The sequence below is a fragment of the Bacillus sp. FSL R9-9530 genome, from assembly GCF_038008145.1.
GTDB lineage: Bacteria > Bacillota > Bacilli > Bacillales > Bacillaceae_G > Bacillus_A > Bacillus_A mycoides.
In genome coordinates this window covers 5,163,537-5,181,395 of the sequence record NZ_JBBOYO010000001.1, presented here as the reverse complement: position 1 = coordinate 5,181,395, position 17,859 = coordinate 5,163,537, and the positions used below count along the sequence as shown (strand labels likewise).

At 36.2% G+C, this 17,859-nt stretch carries 19 protein-coding genes; 1 reads left to right on the top strand and 18 read right to left on the bottom strand.

Features of this window, described 5'->3' with window-relative positions; genetic code table 11:
- Positions 1-172 precede the first annotated feature (172 nt).
- The 15 genes from MKX66_RS26360 to accB all read right to left on the bottom strand — a co-directional run bounded on the left by MKX66_RS26360 (position 173) and on the right by accB (position 15,165).
- Entirely contained in the window at positions 173-445 is a 273-nt protein-coding gene (locus tag MKX66_RS26360; protein WP_227590929.1) for a site-specific integrase, read from the bottom strand.
- 186 nt (positions 446-631) lie between these two features.
- Positions 632-1,426 (bottom strand): sporulation transcription factor Spo0A, encoded by a 795-nt coding sequence (gene spo0A, locus MKX66_RS26355; protein ID WP_002015081.1) that lies wholly within the window; start codon positions 1,424-1,426, stop codon positions 632-634.
- Between the two features lie 286 nt (positions 1,427-1,712).
- Complete coding sequence (gene spoIVB / locus MKX66_RS26350) at positions 1,713-3,005, bottom strand: SpoIVB peptidase (protein WP_002015079.1); 1,293 nt, start codon at positions 3,003-3,005, stop codon at positions 1,713-1,715.
- Positions 3,006-3,124: 119 nt separating this feature from the next.
- The gene (recN, locus tag MKX66_RS26345; RefSeq protein WP_002088564.1) at positions 3,125-4,864 is read right to left on the bottom strand and encodes a DNA repair protein RecN; all 1,740 of its coding nucleotides are present in this window, start codon (positions 4,862-4,864) and stop codon (positions 3,125-3,127) included.
- A gap of 270 nt (positions 4,865-5,134) precedes the next feature.
- The gene (argR, locus tag MKX66_RS26340; protein WP_002015076.1) at positions 5,135-5,584 is read right to left on the bottom strand and encodes an arginine repressor ArgR; all 450 of its coding nucleotides are present in this window, start codon (positions 5,582-5,584) and stop codon (positions 5,135-5,137) included.
- Positions 5,585-5,726: 142 nt separating this feature from the next.
- Positions 5,727-6,566, bottom strand: coding sequence for a TlyA family RNA methyltransferase (locus tag MKX66_RS26335; RefSeq protein ID WP_002015074.1), 840 nt, complete (start codon positions 6,564-6,566; stop codon positions 5,727-5,729).
- Positions 6,567-6,569: 3 nt separating this feature from the next.
- The gene (dxs, locus tag MKX66_RS26330; RefSeq protein WP_341087437.1) at positions 6,570-8,462 is read right to left on the bottom strand and encodes a 1-deoxy-D-xylulose-5-phosphate synthase; all 1,893 of its coding nucleotides are present in this window, start codon (positions 8,460-8,462) and stop codon (positions 6,570-6,572) included.
- A 307-nt stretch (positions 8,463-8,769) separates the two neighbouring features.
- Complete coding sequence (gene ispA, locus MKX66_RS26325) at positions 8,770-9,663, bottom strand: (2E,6E)-farnesyl diphosphate synthase (RefSeq protein ID WP_002015072.1); 894 nt, start codon at positions 9,661-9,663, stop codon at positions 8,770-8,772.
- The gene (gene xseB / locus MKX66_RS26320) at positions 9,663-9,893 is read right to left on the bottom strand and encodes an exodeoxyribonuclease VII small subunit (protein ID WP_000428422.1); all 231 of its coding nucleotides are present in this window, start codon (positions 9,891-9,893) and stop codon (positions 9,663-9,665) included. The genes ispA and xseB overlap by 1 nt, the downstream gene beginning before the upstream one ends.
- Positions 9,883-11,241 (bottom strand): exodeoxyribonuclease VII large subunit, encoded by a 1,359-nt coding sequence (gene xseA / locus MKX66_RS26315; RefSeq protein WP_341087435.1) that lies wholly within the window; start codon positions 11,239-11,241, stop codon positions 9,883-9,885. Before xseA ends, xseB begins: the two co-directional genes overlap by 11 nt.
- Before the next feature lie 26 nt (positions 11,242-11,267).
- Positions 11,268-12,128: a bifunctional methylenetetrahydrofolate dehydrogenase/methenyltetrahydrofolate cyclohydrolase FolD gene (gene folD / locus MKX66_RS26310; protein ID WP_002033943.1), complete on the bottom strand. Its 861-nt coding sequence runs from the start codon at positions 12,126-12,128 to the stop codon at positions 11,268-11,270.
- A gap of 23 nt (positions 12,129-12,151) precedes the next feature.
- Positions 12,152-12,544, bottom strand: coding sequence for a N utilization substance protein NusB (gene nusB / locus MKX66_RS26305; protein ID WP_002067080.1), 393 nt, complete (start codon positions 12,542-12,544; stop codon positions 12,152-12,154).
- Positions 12,545-12,892: 348 nt separating this feature from the next.
- Complete coding sequence (locus MKX66_RS26300) at positions 12,893-13,285, bottom strand: Asp23/Gls24 family envelope stress response protein (RefSeq protein ID WP_000807630.1); 393 nt, start codon at positions 13,283-13,285, stop codon at positions 12,893-12,895.
- 22 nt (positions 13,286-13,307) lie between these two features.
- Positions 13,308-14,660 (bottom strand): acetyl-CoA carboxylase biotin carboxylase subunit, encoded by a 1,353-nt coding sequence (accC, locus tag MKX66_RS26295; RefSeq protein ID WP_341087432.1) that lies wholly within the window; start codon positions 14,658-14,660, stop codon positions 13,308-13,310.
- Positions 14,661-14,676: 16 nt separating this feature from the next.
- A complete protein-coding gene (accB, locus tag MKX66_RS26290) occupies positions 14,677-15,165 on the bottom strand; it encodes an acetyl-CoA carboxylase biotin carboxyl carrier protein (protein ID WP_002033941.1) in 489 nt (162 codons plus the stop codon).
- A 471-nt stretch (positions 15,166-15,636) separates the two neighbouring features.
- Here accB and MKX66_RS26285 point away from each other — a divergent pair, with 471 nt between their 5' ends.
- A complete protein-coding gene (locus MKX66_RS26285) occupies positions 15,637-15,834 on the top strand; it encodes a hypothetical protein (RefSeq protein ID WP_012261697.1) in 198 nt (65 codons plus the stop codon).
- 58 nt (positions 15,835-15,892) lie between these two features.
- On the opposite strand, the gene MKX66_RS26280 is transcribed toward MKX66_RS26285, so the two are convergent.
- Genes MKX66_RS26280 through spoIIIAF form a run of 3 tightly spaced genes read right to left on the bottom strand, consistent with a single transcriptional unit; the run spans position 15,893 to position 17,849 of the window.
- Positions 15,893-16,549, bottom strand: a complete 657-nt coding sequence (locus tag MKX66_RS26280) for a SpoIIIAH-like family protein (RefSeq protein ID WP_002015062.1) — start codon at positions 16,547-16,549, stop codon at positions 15,893-15,895.
- A gap of 15 nt (positions 16,550-16,564) precedes the next feature.
- Positions 16,565-17,227, bottom strand: a complete 663-nt coding sequence (gene spoIIIAG / locus MKX66_RS26275; RefSeq protein WP_002088572.1) for a stage III sporulation protein AG — start codon at positions 17,225-17,227, stop codon at positions 16,565-16,567.
- Positions 17,217-17,849, bottom strand: coding sequence for a stage III sporulation protein AF (spoIIIAF, locus tag MKX66_RS26270; RefSeq protein WP_002015059.1), 633 nt, complete (start codon positions 17,847-17,849; stop codon positions 17,217-17,219). The genes spoIIIAG and spoIIIAF overlap by 11 nt, the downstream gene beginning before the upstream one ends.
- Between the last annotated feature and the right edge of the window lie 10 nt (positions 17,850-17,859).

The following is a 17,859-nucleotide window of genomic DNA, read 5'->3' as shown; positions in this document are numbered from 1 at the left end:
TACACACATAAAACGTGACACTAAACCTTAAAAAATCATTATTTATATGGACGGACGGCACTGAAATAAAAAAAGACAACGAACAATGTCCTCGTCTTTTTACCTTCCTCTATTCTGTTCTTCTAATTCTAACCAACATTTTATAAATTCTCTTAGCTTATTTGAAAATGCATCAATTGTTAGCAATCGTTGTATCGCTTAGTGGCTTTTTGTAATCCGTCCGATTATGCGGGCGATTAATATCATTAGCTATTGTTTTAGCAGCCACAGTGCACTTTCCACGTTCCTTTAAATACTTAATATACTGCCGAATGTGTACGGCCTTTACCTTCCCCGCTTCCTCCACTTGATACGTCTCTCTCATGTACAATAAAAATAAATTTAGCGTCTGGTCATAGCTTTTCAGCGTTTTAGTCGATAAGTTTTTACTTGAACAATACAACATAAAATTATCTAGCTGTAATTCAAATTCAGTCAAAACAAAAAACACCGCCTCTCATTAGTTTGATTTACAAACCAATAAAAGACGGTGTTTATTAAAATGCATTAACATTATTTGTTGGTACGAAAAGAAGTTTGTTGGTAACTTTACATTACCGCTAAACAATCAAAAACACTATTATATCAACATTTACGAAGCCTTATGTTCAAGTCTTAGCTTATCCGCAACCATTGCGATGAACTCGGAATTCGTAGGTTTTGCTTTTGACATGGATACAGTATAACCAAATAAGGACGAAATAGAATCAATATTCCCACGGCTCCAAGCTACTTCAATTGCGTGACGGATTGCGCGCTCGACACGGCTTGCTGTTGTATTATATTTCTTTGCAATATCTGGATATAATACTTTCGTAATAGATCCTAGTAATTCGATATCATTGTACACCATAGAGATTGCTTCTCGTAAGTACATGTACCCTTTAATATGAGCGGGTACACCAATTTCATGAATGATACTTGTAATACTCGCATCTAAGTTTTTCGGTTTTCCATCTATCGTTGTTGCTGATCGGAAAGATGGTAATGGACGTTTAATAGTAGCACTTTCCTTACCACTAACTTGACGAATATGACTTGTTAAATTCTCCATATCAAATGGTTTTAATATGAAATATGATGCCCCTAAATCAACCGCTTTTTTCGTCACATCTTCTTGTCCGAATGCTGTCAACATAATAACGCTAGGTTGTCTTAACCTTTCAATATGTCGCATTTTCTCTAGCACAGCTAGACCATCTAAATGTGGCATAATAATGTCTAAAACGAGTATATCAGGCTGCTTTTCTTTCAATAAGTTTAAACATTCTTGACCATTGTAAGCAATTCCGATAACTTCCATATCATCTTGGGCAGCAACATAACTCTCTAGCATCGATACCAATTCTTTATTATCATCCACAAGACATACTTTAATTTTCTCCACAGTTTTTCCTCCCTTACCGAATCGATTCTTCCGACATGTGTAAGCTTCTAGGCTACATGAATTGTTCGACAATTGTGTGAAAATTCCCTTTAAAGTTTCTTACTTTCCGATAAAATCACAAAAAAATATGTTTATCGTTCATTTTTTTACTTTCGCAACACATTCCATCATAGAATTACAGCGAAACGTTCAACCCTTTGCTTATATCTTACAACAAAAAACAGCTCTTGCGGAGCTTTTACAAAATTTCAACGAATTTTTCAAAAGAAAAGCGAGCTAATATGTATTAGCTCGCTTTTTTCTCTTGATCATAAATATTAATTCCAGCCTCATGTAACATCCATTCAATATGAACACCGTATCCTGACGTTGGATCATTTACAAATACATGTGTAACCGCACCAATTACTTTCCCATTTTGTACAATCGGACTTCCACTCATTCCTTGTACAATACCACCCGTTTTTGCTAGTAAACGTTTATCTGTCACTTTTATAACCATACCTTTTGTAGCCGGGAACTTTTGTGGTACCGTACTAACAACTTCAATATCAAACGCTTCCACCTTATCTTGATCAATAACTGTTAATATTTTCGCTGGCCCTTCTTTTACTTGATGGGATAATGCGATAGGCATTGCTTTATCCATTATGCCGTTTGTCATATCTGTGTTTAATTTCCCAAAAATACCATACGGGCTATTTATTGTAATATTACCAATCACTTCACGATCCGGTGAAAATCTTGCTAATTTTTCTCCCGGGTTCCCGTGACTTCCTCTTTCAATAGACGTTACTGTCGAACGCATAATTTGTCCATCTTCTACTTGAATTGGCTTTTTTGTATCATTATCGGAAATTACATGACCAAGCGCTCCATATTTCATAGAATCTGGATGTACAAATGTCATCGTTCCGATACCAGCTGCTGAATCACGAATATACAGTCCAATTCGGTAAGAGGATTCACCATTGTCTTTTTGTGGTGTTAGCTTAGCACGAATATATTTTCCATCTCTTAATAAAACAAGATTAAGCGGTTCACCTGTTTCTCCACTATTATGAATAAATGGTGCTACATCACTCATTCTTTCAATTGTTTTACCATTGATTTCAGTAATCATATCTCCAATCTGTACACCAGCTGTTTCACCAGGAGATACTTTACCCTTTTCAGTTTGAATTAAATGATGGCCTACAACAAGTACACCTTTTGTGTTCAATTTTACACCAATCGATTGTCCACCTGGAATAACTTTAAAATCTTTTAATACTTTCACATTTACTTTTTTCACTGGAAATCCAGCAAGTTGAAACACCATATCAGCTTCACCATTTTGGTGAGAATTTACCATAAGTTCTTGTTCATTTGAACTTACAGTAAACACATTACGATTTGTAGATGCAGCCTTAAAAACTGGTAATGATGCTATTTCTGATTGTTGTCCTTCAAAAACAACAAGTTGCTTCGGAGATGAAATAAACGTTCGAAGCGGTTTAAAACATCCAATAAAAACTAGAGAAACAAGGAGACAAAGACCTATTATTTTTCGAAATCTTTCTAATTTCAATTTGTTCACTCTCCTCGCTCCTACCCCACATTCAGCCTCTTGGCTTCACTTTTTAATCTCTCCTTGCAGCGCTTTATTTATAACCGGAAGAATTAAGAAATCGTCATTTGAGAAAAAAAAGCTATCCATTACTGGATAGCCTCTGCTGTCTGTTTGAAATGATGCGCTTGCGTAAGTAACTCTTTCGCATGCTCTGTCGTTAAATCTGTAATTTCAACACCAGAAATCATTCGAGCAATTTCTGTTACTTTTTCATCCGTACTTAACACAGTAACCGATGTAATCGTACGATCATTCGCCACTTGTTTTCTAATAAATAAATGAGAGTCCGCCATTGAAGCTACTTGAGGTAAGTGCGTAATACAAAGTACTTGCGAGTTTACTGATACACGATAAATTTTTTCCGCAATAGCCTGTGCAACCCGACCACTCACACCCGTATCCACTTCATCAAAAATAACAGATGCAACACCTTGATGCTTAGAAAAAATGCTTTTTAAAGCTAAAATAATACGAGATAACTCTCCGCCAGAAGCGACCTTTGAAAGTGGCTTTAACGGTTCACCCGGATTCGTTGAAATATAAAATTCCACATGATCGTAGCCATCCGCCGTAAGTTTTACCGGTGTTCCTTCCACGAGAGGTTCTTCTACATTTCCTACCCTCTTCATAATTCTCACTTCAAATTTCGTTTTTTCCATATATAGTTCTTTTAATTCTTGATGAATAGCGCTTGTAAGATGATCTGCAAGCTCATGACGCATAGTACTTAACAACGTTGCTTCTTTTACAATAACACCTTCTAATTTCGTTAACTGCTTTCTCGTCGTTTCAATATGTACGTCTTTATTTTCAATCGTAAAAATTTCTTGTTCAATTTTATCAGCATACGCTAAAATCTCTTCTACAGTATTTCCATACTTTCTCTTTAACATACGGATTTCATTCAAACGTGTTTCAATTTCATCTAGACGTTTCGGATCATATTCCATCATATCTAATTTTTCTCTAAGCTGGTATGCAACTTCTTCTAATAAGTAATAACTATTCGCAATAGAATCATGATTTTCTTGATACGCTTCATCTAAGTGCGTAATACTCTCCATTTGTCCCATTGCATTTCTTACGTGATCCAATCCCTGTCCGTCTCCACTTAACGAACGATACGCATCTCCTAATGCTTTATAAATCTTTTCAAAATTGGAGATTTTTAATCGTTCCTCAGTCAATTCATATTCTTCATCCATTTTTAAATCCGCCTTACGAATTTCTTCATGTTGGAATTGAATTAAATCTAGACGATGGGCCATTTGTTGTTCATTTTCACTTAAAGATTTCAGCTGTTTTTTTAACTTCTCATAGTCTGTATATACATTTTGATATATGCCCAATTGTTTAACAATGCGATTTCCATCAAAATGATCAAGCATAAACATATGACGCTCTTCATTCATTAAATCTTGTGTTTCATGCTGTCCATGAATATCAACTAGCGTTTTTCCAATCTCTTTTAATATGCTGAGTGTAACAAGTTTCCCATTTACACGACAGACACTTTTTCCGTTCGCAGCGATGTCACGCTTCAAAATAATCATGCCATCTTCTATTTCTATATCTAACTCTTCTGCCTTTGCGATACATGGATGCTTGTCATCTTCTACATAGAATAAGCCTTCTATCTCAGCCTTTTCTGTTCCATATCGAACAAATTCTGCTGAACCACGGCCACCAACAAGCAAACTAATTGCATCAATAATAATGGATTTTCCAGCTCCTGTTTCACCACTTAAAACGGTTAAACCTTTTTGAAAAGAAATATTTAATGCCTCAATAATAGCAAAGTTTCTGATCGATAATTCCGATAACAATGCCCCATTCACCTCGTTATAAACTAATCCCCTATTAAGGGCTTTTCTCAGTATTCTTCATTCAAATAGTTATACTATATGTTTGTATGTATAAATTACTCTTCTAACCCGCTCCATTGTACCAAACATTCGTTTTACGGGTCAATCCACCTATTTTCTAACTTCATTCAAAAAAAATAATGTATTGTATTTGAAAATCCGTATTTTTCGCCAATAAAAATATCTTGTTTACTTTCCACTTTACAGAGGAAAGTAAACAAGATTTTTCTGTTAAAGCATATTTAAGAAACGATCAGAGACAACACCTGTATCTTCAGGTGTACGGCAAATAATTAAGCAAGTATCATCACCACAAATGGTTCCGACGATCTCATCCCACTCTAAATGATCAATGAGTGCCCCAAGTGAATGAGCGTTACCAGGCAATGTTTTTAGCACAAGCATATGTCCTGCCGTGTCTAATTTTACAAATGAATCCACTAGATTTCGTTTTAATTTTTGCAACGGATTAAATCGTTGATCTGCTGGCAAGCTATATTTATAGCGGCCATCATGTAATGGCACCTTCACTAAGTGCAGTTCTTTAATATCGCGCGATACTGTTGCTTGCGTTACATTAAACCCCACATTACGTAAAATATCAACTAGTTCATCTTGTGTTTCAATTTCTTTGTTAGCAATAATTTCCCTGATTTTAATATGGCGCTGACCTTTATTCATACATTTGCACCTCACACTATCTCTTACCATAGTTTAAACATTGGTATACTTCATTTATTTATGTTACCGTATAATCCATTACTTGTACACAATTGTTTTTACAATCATTATACGATTACAACAAAAAGAGGAACAACATATGTTATTCCCCTTTCCCTTTTTGTTTTAAAACATCATGTGCTTCTGTAACAACTTGCTCAATAGAAACCGGAGAATGATTTTCGCCATTCTCACGCTCACCGTGCCACTTTAGATGAATTAAAAATTCAATATTTCCATCCCCGCCTGTAATTGGTGAGAATGTTAAACCTTCGATATTATAGCCTTCCTTAAGAGCAAAATCGACAATCATTTCCACGACAGCTTCATGTACTTTTCTATCACGAACAATGCCTTTTTTCCCGACTTGTTCTCGTCCAGCTTCAAACTGAGGTTTAATCAATGCAGCTACATCACCATTTGGCATAAGCATTGTTTTTAAAACCGGCAATATAAGCCTTAATGATATAAATGAAACATCAATACTTGCAAACTGCGGTAAACCACGCTCTAAATCTGCCGGTGTCACGTAACGGAAGTTCGTTCGTTCCATCACAACAACACGCTCATCTTGACGCAATTTCCACGCAAGTTGATTATATCCTACATCTAATGCGTAGGATAACTTCGCCCCATTTTGAAGCGCACAGTCTGTAAAACCACCAGTTGATGAACCAATATCTATCATAACCTTATCTTGTAAATCAAGTTGAAATGTTTCTAATGCCTTTTCAAGCTTATAACCACCACGGCTTACATACGGCATGACTTGCCCTTTCACCGTAATCTCCGTATCTTGTGAGATTTTCTCCCCTGGCTTATCGAGTCTCATTTCATTCGCATATACAAGACCTGCCATAACAGCACGTTTAGCCTTCTCACGCGTTTCTATAAGTCCTCGCTCTACTAATAGTACATCTACTCTTTCTTTTTTTACGCTCATTTGTTACGCCCTTTTTTGTTTTGATGGAATCATTGTATGAATACGGTCTACAACAGCATCTGTTGTTAAACCAATTTCTTCTAACAGTTTTTTTACACTACCATGCTCTATGAAGCGATCAGGAATACCCATTCGTTCAATTAAAGCACTATGGTATCCGTTCTCAGAAGCAAATTCAACTACTCCCGTTCCAAAGCCACCGATTAAACAAGCCTCTTCAATCGTTAAAATCGGTATATTTTTCCCTAAAAGATCATGTAAATATGCTTCGTCCATCGGCTTAATAAAGCGAGCATTCACTACTTTCACTGATACTCCAGCTTGTTCAAGACGCTCAGCTGCTTCCATTGCCATCGGGATTGTCGTACCAAACGTTAAAATTGCTGCTTGTGTGCCTTCTTTTAACGTTTCCCATGTACCGATTGGAATCGCCTTTAATTCTTCATCCATTTGAACGCCAAGTCCATTTCCGCGTGCATAACGTAAAGCAATCGGTCCATCTTCGTATTGCATCGCTGTATATACTAAATGTTGACCTTCATTTTCATCTTTCGGCATCATAAGCACCATATTCGGCAAGTGACGTAAAAACGCGATGTCAAATACACCTTGATGCGTTTCACCGTCTGCTCCTACTAATCCAGAGCGATCTATTCCAATGAAAACATTTAAATTTTGGCGACAAATATCATGAACAACTTGGTCGTATGCTCTTTGTAAAAATGTTGAATAAATTGCTAAGAACGGCTTCATCCCTTGTGTTGCCATACCAGCTGCCATTGTTGTAGCATGCTGCTCTGCAATACCTACATCAATCATGCGATCCGGAAATTCTTTTTGGAATTTCTCAAGTTTCGATCCAACAGGCATTGCAGGCGTAATTGCAACGATACGTTCATCCGTTCTCGCTAGCTTAAGCACTGTTTCACTAACAACAGCACTCCATGCTGGTGCAACTTCTTTCGGTTTAACGAAGTCACCTGACTCAATTTTATACGATCCTGTTCCATGCCAAGTTCCAATAACGTCACTTTCAGCTGGTTTATAACCTTTTCCTTTTTTCGTAATAACATGAACAAGTACTGGGCCTTTTGTTTTCTTTGCATATTGCAACGTTTCGAATAACTTTTCATAATCATGCCCATCGACCGGACCTAAATATGTAAAGCCTAATTCTTCAAAAAAGACGCCTGATACTAGTAAATATTTTAGACTATCTTTTATTTTCTCTGCTGTCGCAGCAACTTTCCCGCCGACTGCTGGGATTTTCTTCAATATATACTCTAGTTCATCTTTTACCCAATGGTACTTCCCTGCGGTACGTAAACGACCAAGTACATTATGAAGTGCACCGACGTTTGGTGCAATTGACATTTCATTGTCATTCAAAATAACAATCATGTCCGTTTTTTCATGCCCAATGTGGTTCAATGCCTCTAAAGCCATTCCGCCTGTTAATGCACCATCGCCAATGATTGGTATAACGTATTCTTCCGTTTTCTTTAAATCACGTGCTAGAGCCATTCCCATTGCAGCAGATAACGATGTCGAACTATGACCAGTTTCCCAAACATCATGCTCACTCTCGCAGCGTTTTGGAAAACCACATAGACCTTGGTATTGCCTTAATGTGCCGAATTCTTTCGCACGCCCTGTTAAAATTTTATGTACATAGGATTGATGTCCTACGTCCCATAAAAACTTATCTTTCGGACTATCAAATAATTTATGCAGAGCAATTGTGAGTTCTACTACACCTAAATTAGGTGCAATATGTCCACCTGTTTGAGAGAGCTCTTCAATTAAAAACTTACGAATATCCTCACTCAACCCCTCTAGTTCACTGATAGACATATCTTTCAAAAAACTAGGGTTTTGAATTTGCGTTAGATCCACATGGATCACTCACTTTCATTTCATAATCTGTCAACATGTCAAATATTATAAGAAACATTTACACAACACAAGAAATTATCTTTTCTATTCTTTTTATCTTGTCCTGCTTTCAGAAAACACTTCCATTTTTTCACTTATCATATTATACATCATATTTCTTTACGTGATGAAAAAAATAGCCGCTAACACGAAGTGATAACGGCAATGTAATCTACATATATTTTTGCCAATAACAAGAAAAGAAAAACCTTTCCTACATTTATATCATAAAATGATGAATGACTCAACAAATGGAAACGCTGTTATATTAGTTATTACGTTTTGCGATTAAATCACAAATAGATAGTAAATACTCATCTTGTAATTGTAAGGAGCTAATAGAATCTTTTGCTTTTGCAATTTTCTCCTCTAAAATAGATTTTGCTCTATCTACAGTAAATAACGTCGTATATGTGCTCTTCTCGTTGGAAGCATCACTACCAATCGGTTTTCCAATCTCTTCTTCTGTTCCTTCTACATCCAAAATATCATCTCTAATTTGGAAAGCTAGACCGATATATTTCGCAAATGCAAGTAACTTCTCTTCTTGCTCTTCTGTAGCATCAGAAAGTATCGCGCCTGCAAGTACAGCAAACTCAAGCAGTTTACCTGTCTTATGATTATGAATGTACTCTAATTCATTAATTGTAAGTCGTTTTCCTTCAGCTTCCATATCTGCCACTTGTCCAGCAACCATTCCTTCAGGTCCTGCTGCTTTCGCAAGCTCAAGTACAAGTCTTACTTTTTTTTCAGCAGAGATTTCTTTTTGCTCATATGCCATAATAACTTGAAAAGCATATGTCAACAAACCATCTCCCGCTAAAACTGCCATTGCTTCACCAAATACTTTATGATTTGTAGGCTTTCCTCGTCTTAGATCATCATCATCCATACAAGGTAAATCATCATGAATTAACGAATATGTATGAATCATTTCAAGGGCACAAGCTGCACCCACTCCAAGATTTCTTTCTTTCCCAAACGCTTGTAACGTTGCAAATAAAAGTAACGGGCGGAGACGTTTCCCACCCGCTTCCAAAGAATATGCCATCGCTTCACGAAGCACATTTGGACATTGTAATTCATTTGCATAGCTTACAAGCTTTTCTTCTACGAAAGTTTTACTCTCTTTCAAAAAAGCATCAAAAGCTATATGTGTCACTATGCTTCATCTCCTAAAGCAGTAAACGGTTTAAGCTCTCCATCTTCCCCAAGGATAACTGCCATTTGTTCTTGTACATCTTTCAATTTCTCATCACAAAGCTTAGATAATTCCATGCCTTCCTTAAAATAAGAAATTGCTTCCTCTAAAGGTACATCACCTTGTTCAAGCTTAGAAACGAGATGCTCAAGCTGCGAAATTGCTTCTTCAAAGCTTAACTTATTTTCCATTATTCAATTCACGCTCCTCTATGCTTGATACGCTACAATCTAGTATTCCATCTTGTAATTGAACCGAAACAGCATCTCCAAGGCTAACATCTTTCACGCTTTTTAATACTTGTTTCTCTTCATCGTATACAAGCCCATACCCTCTCATCATTACTTTAAGCGGGCTTAATACCTCAAGCTTTTGAGCCGCTCTCACAAATACGAACTCCTTCGTTTGAAGTAATGTTTGCATTTCACGTTGCAACTGCTTTTGCAACGTTTCAATTGCCGTTTTCGTTTGTATAATTTTTTGAGATGGGTGGTGCTTTTCTAAATAAAATGAAAGTTGCTTTAATTGATTTACTTTTTTATCTATATAACGCTCTTTCGCTAAAACAAGTTGTTCAAGAGCCCTGTCTAACTGCTCTTCTTTTTGCTCGTACACTTGCCTTGGATAACGGAACGCATAAGATTTTTGTAACACTTGCAGTTTTTCTTCTTTTTTATGTACTCTCTCTCTCATTGCTCTTTGCAATCTCAGAGTTCTTTGTAATACCTTTTCTTGTAACTCTATAGTATTAGGTACCGCCAGCTCAGCTGCTGCAGTCGGTGTTGGTGCACGTAAATCCGCGACAAAATCTGCGATTGTAAAATCTGTTTCATGGCCTACAGCCGAAATAATCGGAATCTCACTTGTGAAAATTTCTCTTGCAACTACTTCCTCATTAAAGGCCCATAATTCTTCAATAGAGCCTCCACCACGTCCAACAATTAAAACATCAATATCTCCCATTTCATTCGCTGTACGAATTGCTTGTACAATCGAGGGAGCTGCTGACTCCCCTTGTACAAGTACAGGAAACACAATAACATTTCCAATTGGATAACGACGTTTAATTGTTGTTATAATATCGCGAATTGCTGCTCCTGTTGGCGACGTGATTACACCTATTGTTTTAGCATACGGAGCAATTATTTTTTTATAAACTTGAGAAAACAAGCCCTCTTCCTCTAAACGAACTTTTAATTGCTCATAAGCTAAATGCAAGTTTCCAATTCCGTCAGGCTGCATGTCTTGAATATAAATTTGATAAGAACCACTCGCCTCATAAACAGAAATCTTTCCTTTTACAAGTACTTTCATTCCATTTTCCGGTCTGAATTTAATGTTACGATTATGACCCGCAAACATAACCGCTGCAATTCTTGCATTTTCATCTTTCAATGTAAAATACATATGACCACGACTATGATATTTAAAGTTGGAAATTTCTCCTTTTAACCAAACAGACTGTAAATGCGGATCATACTCTATTTTTGTTTTAATATAGCGTGTTAATGCTGTAACGGTTAAATATTGTTTCTCCATTTCTCTCTCCTCATAGCCGATTCAAATTATTGACAAACAACACCTGCACGCTTTGCAGACTCCACAGTGTTGTGAAGAAGCATTGTAATAGTCATTGGGCCTACTCCTTTTGGCACAGGCGTAATGTAACCTGCAACGTCTAATACATTGTCAAAATCAACATCACCACAAAGTTTGCCTGTTTCTAAACGGTTAACACCAACATCAATTACAACCGCACCCTCTTTAATATAGTCAGCTGTTACCATTTTCGGTCGTCCAACGGCTACGATTAAAATATCAGCTAACTTCGATAATTCTTTTATATTTTGCGTCTTAGAATGACAATATGTGACAGTTGCATTTTCATTTAAAAACAGTTGCCCCACTGGTTTACCAACAATATTACTTCTTCCAATTACAACAACATGCTTTCCAGAAATATCAAGATTCGTTTCTTTTACTAATTCTAAAATGCCATGCGGTGTACATGGAAGGAATGTGTCTTGTCCCGTCATCATACGTCCTACGCTGATTGGGTGAAATCCATCTACATCCTTTTCCGGTGAAATTCTTTCAATGATAGCTTTTTCTTCAATATGTTTTGGTAAAGGTAATTGTACCAATATGCCATTAATGCGGTCGTCTCCATTTAAGCGATCGATTTCAACAAGCAAACGCTCCTCAGTAATCGTTTCAGGAAGTTCAATTAGCTCTGAATAGATTCCTACTTGCTCACAGCCTTTTTCTTTTCCTTTTACATAAGAACGAGATGCTGGATCTTCTCCAACTAAAATAACTGCTAATCCTGGTACAATCCCTTGCTCTTTTAACTTCACAACTTTTTCTTTTAATTGTGCTCGTTTTTTCTCCGCAACTTCATTTCCTTTGATGATTACTGCTACCATTTTAAGTTTCCCCCTTAAAGAAATTACAGTGTATCTTTTATATTAGATAAAACGCCGTTAATAAAACGACGAGATTCCTCATCCCCAAATGTTTTTGCGATTTCAATTGCTTCGTTAATTGTTACATTGTGCGGAATTTCTTCCATGTATTTCATCTCACACACAGCTACACGTAAAATACTGCGATCAACAATACTAATACGCTCAAGCTTCCACTTTTTTAAATTTTGACGAATTGCTGCGTCAATCTCTTCTTTGTTGTCTACAAATCCTACAACAAGTGATTCTAGAAACTCATTTGTTTCTTCGCCTTCATCTAGCGTATTTTCCACCGCTACTTTCGGTTCTAATTCACCTGTAATATCCATTTGGTATAATGCTTGCATTGCTCTTTCTCTAGCCGTCCTACGTTTCATTGTAACTCTCCTTTATACTTCAAGTCTTTCCTTATGTTTTGTTATATTATTATAATTTATAAGCCGTCAATTCACTTACTCTTGCAGTTTTCATTGATTTTCCAACCTTATAATACAATGATAATAACACAATTTATCGTTTCACACACGGGGTACAAGGCTGAAAAATAATAAAAAGATTAACTTCAAGTTCCATATCTTATCACAATGTACGTTTTTTGGAAAAATGAAACATACCGTTTTATTTTTCTTTTTTTTTGAAATAGTATAATAATTAGAGGGTTTTAATTTGTGAAGAAATGAAACGATAAAAAAGATGCCTATTTTACTAGGCACCTTTTTCCACTCTTACACTGGTTCGATTTCTGTTTTTTGTGTTTCGAATGTTACGCCAACGATGTGAACGTTCACTTCTTTTGGCTCAAGTCCTGTCATTGTAAAGAGTGCTTGGCGAATATTGTCTTGAATTTTTTGTGCAACAACCGGAATCGCTACACCAAAATACATCACAACATAAAGGTCAACAATAATATCTTCGTTTGCTAATTCAACCTTTACACCTTTACCATGATTTTTCTTACCTAACTTCTCAACAACATCTGTAGCAAAATTACCACGCATTGCCGCTACACCTTCTACTTCAGCAGCTGCAATACCTGCAATTACTTCGATTACTTCTGGTGCAATTTCTACTTTTCCAAGAGTTGTATCTTGACCCATATCTAACATATGTTCAGCCATGAAAAAAACCTCCTTTAATGTATCACTGCGTCACAAGTTCATGCTCTTCCAAAAATTTCGTGTTAAACTCACCTTTTACAAAATCAGGATGCTCTAGCAATTGCAAATGGAACGGGATTGTTGTATGTACGCCTTCAATGACAAACTCACTGAGCGCTCGCTTCATTTTTGCAATTGCCTCTTCACGTGTTTTTCCGTGAACAATTAATTTAGCAACCATCGAATCATAGAAAGGTGGTATTGAATATCCCGGATATACAGCTGAATCGACGCGAATACCAAATCCGCCTGGTGGTAAGTACATTTCTACTTTACCTGGAGATGGCATAAATTTTTTGGCAGGGTTTTCCGCATTAATTCGACATTCCATTGCCCAACCATTAAATTGTACTTCTTCTTGCTGTAACGATAACTTTTCTCCAGAAGCAACAAGAATTTGTTCTTTAATTAAATCCATCCCTGTTACCATTTCAGTAACTGGATGTTCAACTTGGATTCTCGTATTCATCTCCATGAAATAAAAGCTTTTCGTTTTATATTCATAAATAAACTCAACCGTACCAGCACCTGTATAATCAACCGCTACCGCCGCTTTAACTGCTGCCTCACCCATTTGCTTGCGAATATTCTCATCAAGTGCAGGTGATGGACTTTCTTCTAATAGTTTTTGCAGACGGCGCTGAATTGTACAATCACGCTCTCCTAAATGAATGGCATTTCCATGTGTATCTGCCATTATTTGAATCTCAACATGGCGGAAATCTTCAACGTACTTCTCCAAGTATACACCAGGGTTCCCAAAAGCGGTACTGGCTTCTTGCTGTGTAATTTGAATTCCTTTTACAAGCTCTTCTTCATGGCGCGCAACACGAATACCTTTTCCGCCGCCACCTGCAGTCGCTTTAATGATAACTGGATATCCAAGTTGATTAGCAAGCTCGATCGCTTCTTCGGTATTTTTAATAATCCCTTGTGAACCTGGTACAATCGGAACCCCTGCTTCTTTCATTGTATCACGTGCAACGTCTTTTGTGCCCATCTTTGAAATGGCTTCTGGGCTTGGACCGATAAAAATCAAGTTACACTCACAGCATAATTCTGCAAAATCTGCATTCTCTGCTAAAAATCCATATCCCGGATGAATTGCATCACAACCTGTTAATTTCGCAACACTAATAATGTTCGTCAAATTTAAATAGCTTTCTTTTGAAATCGTTGGTCCAACACAATACGCTTCATCTGCAATTTGCACATGAAGTGACTCTTTGTCTGCTTCTGAATAAATTGCAACTGTTTCAATATCCATTTCTTTACAAGCACGAATAATTCGTACAGCAATTTCCCCACGATTGGCTATTAATACTTTTTTTATCATCACAAAGACTCCCTTATTACGCTTTTACAAGAAATAGCGGTTGTCCATACTCAACAAGCTGTCCGTTATTAACAAGAATCTCAACAATTTCGCCCTCTACATCTGCGTCAATTTCGTTAAATAATTTCATAGCTTCAACAATACATACGATAGAATCTTTCGATACTCTGTCCCCAACACTTACATATTGAGGTGTATCAGGCGAAGAAGAGGAATAAAATGTCCCTACCATCGGTGATGTGATTTTATGTAGGTTTTCATCTTGAACAACTTTCTTCTCTTCTTGTTTTGGCGCTTCTACTTGCGCTGCCGCTACTGCTGTTTCTACTTCGACAGATGCTGCTGGCTGTACTACCTGTTTCGTTACCGGTGCTTGCACAGTAACTACTTCATTACCACGTTTTTTCATTTTGATTGTTGTACCGTCTTTTTTGTATTCAAATTCATCAATATTAGAGCTATCAATTAATTTAATTAATTCACGAACTTCTTGAATTTTAAACATGTAAAATCCACTCCCATACTCTTGTTTGTCCCGTTTTTACAGATTGGCATCAAACTGATTTACTGTAAAAATACGATGTATTCTATTAGAAAATTTATTCCTATGACATTTACTAATAGAAATATTTACTATTCCCATCTTACGCTAAATTTTTTAAACATTCCAATTTATATTTCTTTATTATAAATCGAAACTCCTGTAAAAATATTATTCCACCAAAAAATTATTACCTAGTAATAATACCAAGTTTCACACAAAATTGGCAAGACCACTTCCTAAAAAACATTCTTTACTTTTTCAAAACTGCAAAGTGTAAAAACGTAATTCCCTCAGCATTCTTCATTTTATCCACGGTAAAAAAACATATTTTTACCAAATATTATTTTTTTGTTTACGCGCCGTTCATTCTTCCTTCATAAAAGAATAGTATGTTCAAAGTGTAGCAAATTTATTGTAGTGAGGTGCGGACATATGATATGGCTCATCCTGTTCTTGCCTGCCGTAGTGATTTGGACATTGGTCCTCTTCATTCACGTCAAATCTGGAAAAACTAATCACCATCATCACGAACCATTAATCTTTTACTCACAGCGTATTTCCCCGTTTCCAATTGAAAATACTAAATACAACTGCAAAGATGAAATAGAAAAAAGCTATCGAAAACGATAGCTTTTTTCTATTATTCTTTTATCTAATTTGAAGCAGCAACACCTATTATAATTTCAATTTATTTTACTGATGGATCAAATTTCACACCTACATCTTTTGAACCACCTTCACTTCTTACGAGCTGAATAATTTTATTCGCTTCTTTTTGTGAATGCTTTGCCGATTTAACTGTTACTTTAATGTCTGTTCCATCAGCTCTTACAAGAGCATCCTTATATCCGCCTTGAGATTTAATCACTGTCTCAAGTAATTGTTGCTTCGTTTCCATCGTAGTGATTGCATCAAGATTATCTTTCGCTTTACTCTTTTCTTCTGCTGAAGATTTTGATGACTTCATTACATTTTGTAACTTTTCTTTCTCTACACTACGCTGATCTTCCATTTGCATACGTAGCGCTGTAAAATTCTCATCGCTTGATTGAACTGTTACGCTAGCCTCTTTTTTACTTGTTTCTTTTTTGTCATTCTCTTTCTTGTCTGTTTCTTTATTTGTAGTTTCCTTGCTTGTATTTTCTTTTGTTGTCTCTTTATTTGTAGTTTCTTTCGTTGTTTCTTTTGTAACTGCTTTATCAACACCTTGCTTTTCTTGTCCCATCTTTTCACCCGTTGCCGGTGCTGCTGTATTCATTTTATCAGGAGTTGTTACGTAATAAACAGATAGTACAACCACTAAACTTAACATCGTTAATAGCCAAACCGTTTGTTTTTTTAACACTTTATTTCCTCCCTATCAATTTTTCGGTGATACTGAAACGCGATGAGCTGGTACATCTAATAATCGCGTCACAGCTTCTTTTACCATTGCTTTTATTTGTATATTATCCACTCCCTTTGCTACGACCAGAACACCTCGTACTTTCGGTTTCTCTGTTCGCAAAACAATTGGAGTTTCTTTATCACCTTCACGTATAATGACTGTCTTTTCATCAAGAGACTCGTCTTCTACTTCCCTTTTCCCGCCTGCTTTATCAGTTTCACCTGTCGTTTGTGAACGTTTTACTGTATTTTTCTCGAGTATTTTTTCTTCAGATGAATCTAAGTTCACTTTAATAGTTACATCTTTTACTCCGGCTATCTCTTCTAAAGAAGCTTTCAATTCTTGTTCATACGCTTTTTCGTATTTTTCTACATTTGACATATTATCATTGTTTTTTTGACCGAAAGTTGGTACATCTTTATCTTGGCTTTGACTTGTCTTTTCTTTAAACACAGGCACTTCTTCTTTTTTAGGTGATAAGAAATTACTAGAAAACATAAGCGCAATCCCAAGTATGAGTAGGACAAGCAAAAACTTAGGTGTTACCTTTTTCCCCTTCTCATTACTTTCTTTTCCATCCCCATTTAATAGGTTTCGAAAAAATGAGAACCTCGAATTTTTATCTTTATTGTCCATTTACGCTACCTGTCCTCCCTTCCATCTGAACTTGGATTTGTTTATCCTCTAGTTGCCACCTGCTTGAAAAGAAATCTTTCATTTCTACATTCGTTTCTTCTATTTTTTTTGGAGGTTCTTTCATATTAATTTCAATTGGCTTTACTGTTTCGATTGCATCATTTTTACTACGTTCTTTTTCTTTCAACGTCACAACAACAGATTGAATATCTTTCGCTGACTTTACTTCTTCTGCATGTTCCACTGCTACTATTTGTATTTCAGAGACTGTCATACCATACTTTTTCTCAAACTCTTTTCCTACGTCTTTTTTCATTTTGGTAGCCATCTCTTCTAAACTATATGCACGTGTTAGAGCTTGTATTTCTTTTTTCTTCGAATCTATCGAATTTTTTACAGATCCATCTGCTACGTACTTTTCCTCATTGAAATTTGCGATAACTTCATTTACATCTGTTTGTAACAACTTAAATAGAGGCGTTAAAATTAATACGACTAACAATAGACTTACAACGAATTTAACGTACTTTTGCAAATTTGAATTTGGAAGAATAAGATGAAGCATTGTCGCTAAGAGTAAAAAAACGATAATATTTCTAATCCACTCTGTAACAAATTGCATACTCTTCACC

Coding starts and splice junctions, on each gene's coding strand:
- spoIIIAG (WP_002088572.1), bottom strand. CDS start 17,227: ATGGACAATAAAGATAAAAATTCGAGGTTCTCATTTTTTCGAAACCTA.
- MKX66_RS26360 (WP_227590929.1), bottom strand. CDS start 445: ATGTTGTATTGTTCAAGTAAAAACTTATCGACTAAAACGCTGAAAAGC.
- MKX66_RS26335 (WP_002015074.1), bottom strand. CDS start 6,566: ATGAGCGTAAAAAAAGAAAGAGTAGATGTACTATTAGTAGAGCGAGGA.
- argR (WP_002015076.1), bottom strand. CDS start 5,584: ATGAATAAAGGTCAGCGCCATATTAAAATCAGGGAAATTATTGCTAAC.
- accB (WP_002033941.1), bottom strand. CDS start 15,165: ATGTTTAAAATTCAAGAAGTTCGTGAATTAATTAAATTAATTGATAGC.
- MKX66_RS26300 (WP_000807630.1), bottom strand. CDS start 13,285: ATGGCTGAACATATGTTAGATATGGGTCAAGATACAACTCTTGGAAAA.
- accC (WP_341087432.1), bottom strand. CDS start 14,660: ATGATAAAAAAAGTATTAATAGCCAATCGTGGGGAAATTGCTGTACGA.
- MKX66_RS26285 (WP_012261697.1), top strand. CDS start 15,637: ATGATATGGCTCATCCTGTTCTTGCCTGCCGTAGTGATTTGGACATTG.
- xseA (WP_341087435.1), bottom strand. CDS start 11,241: ATGGAGAAACAATATTTAACCGTTACAGCATTAACACGCTATATTAAA.
- folD (WP_002033943.1), bottom strand. CDS start 12,128: ATGGTAGCAGTAATCATCAAAGGAAATGAAGTTGCGGAGAAAAAACGA.
- nusB (WP_002067080.1), bottom strand. CDS start 12,544: ATGAAACGTAGGACGGCTAGAGAAAGAGCAATGCAAGCATTATACCAA.
- spoIIIAF (WP_002015059.1), bottom strand. CDS start 17,849: ATGCAATTTGTTACAGAGTGGATTAGAAATATTATCGTTTTTTTACTC.
- xseB (WP_000428422.1), bottom strand. CDS start 9,893: ATGGAAAATAAGTTAAGCTTTGAAGAAGCAATTTCGCAGCTTGAGCAT.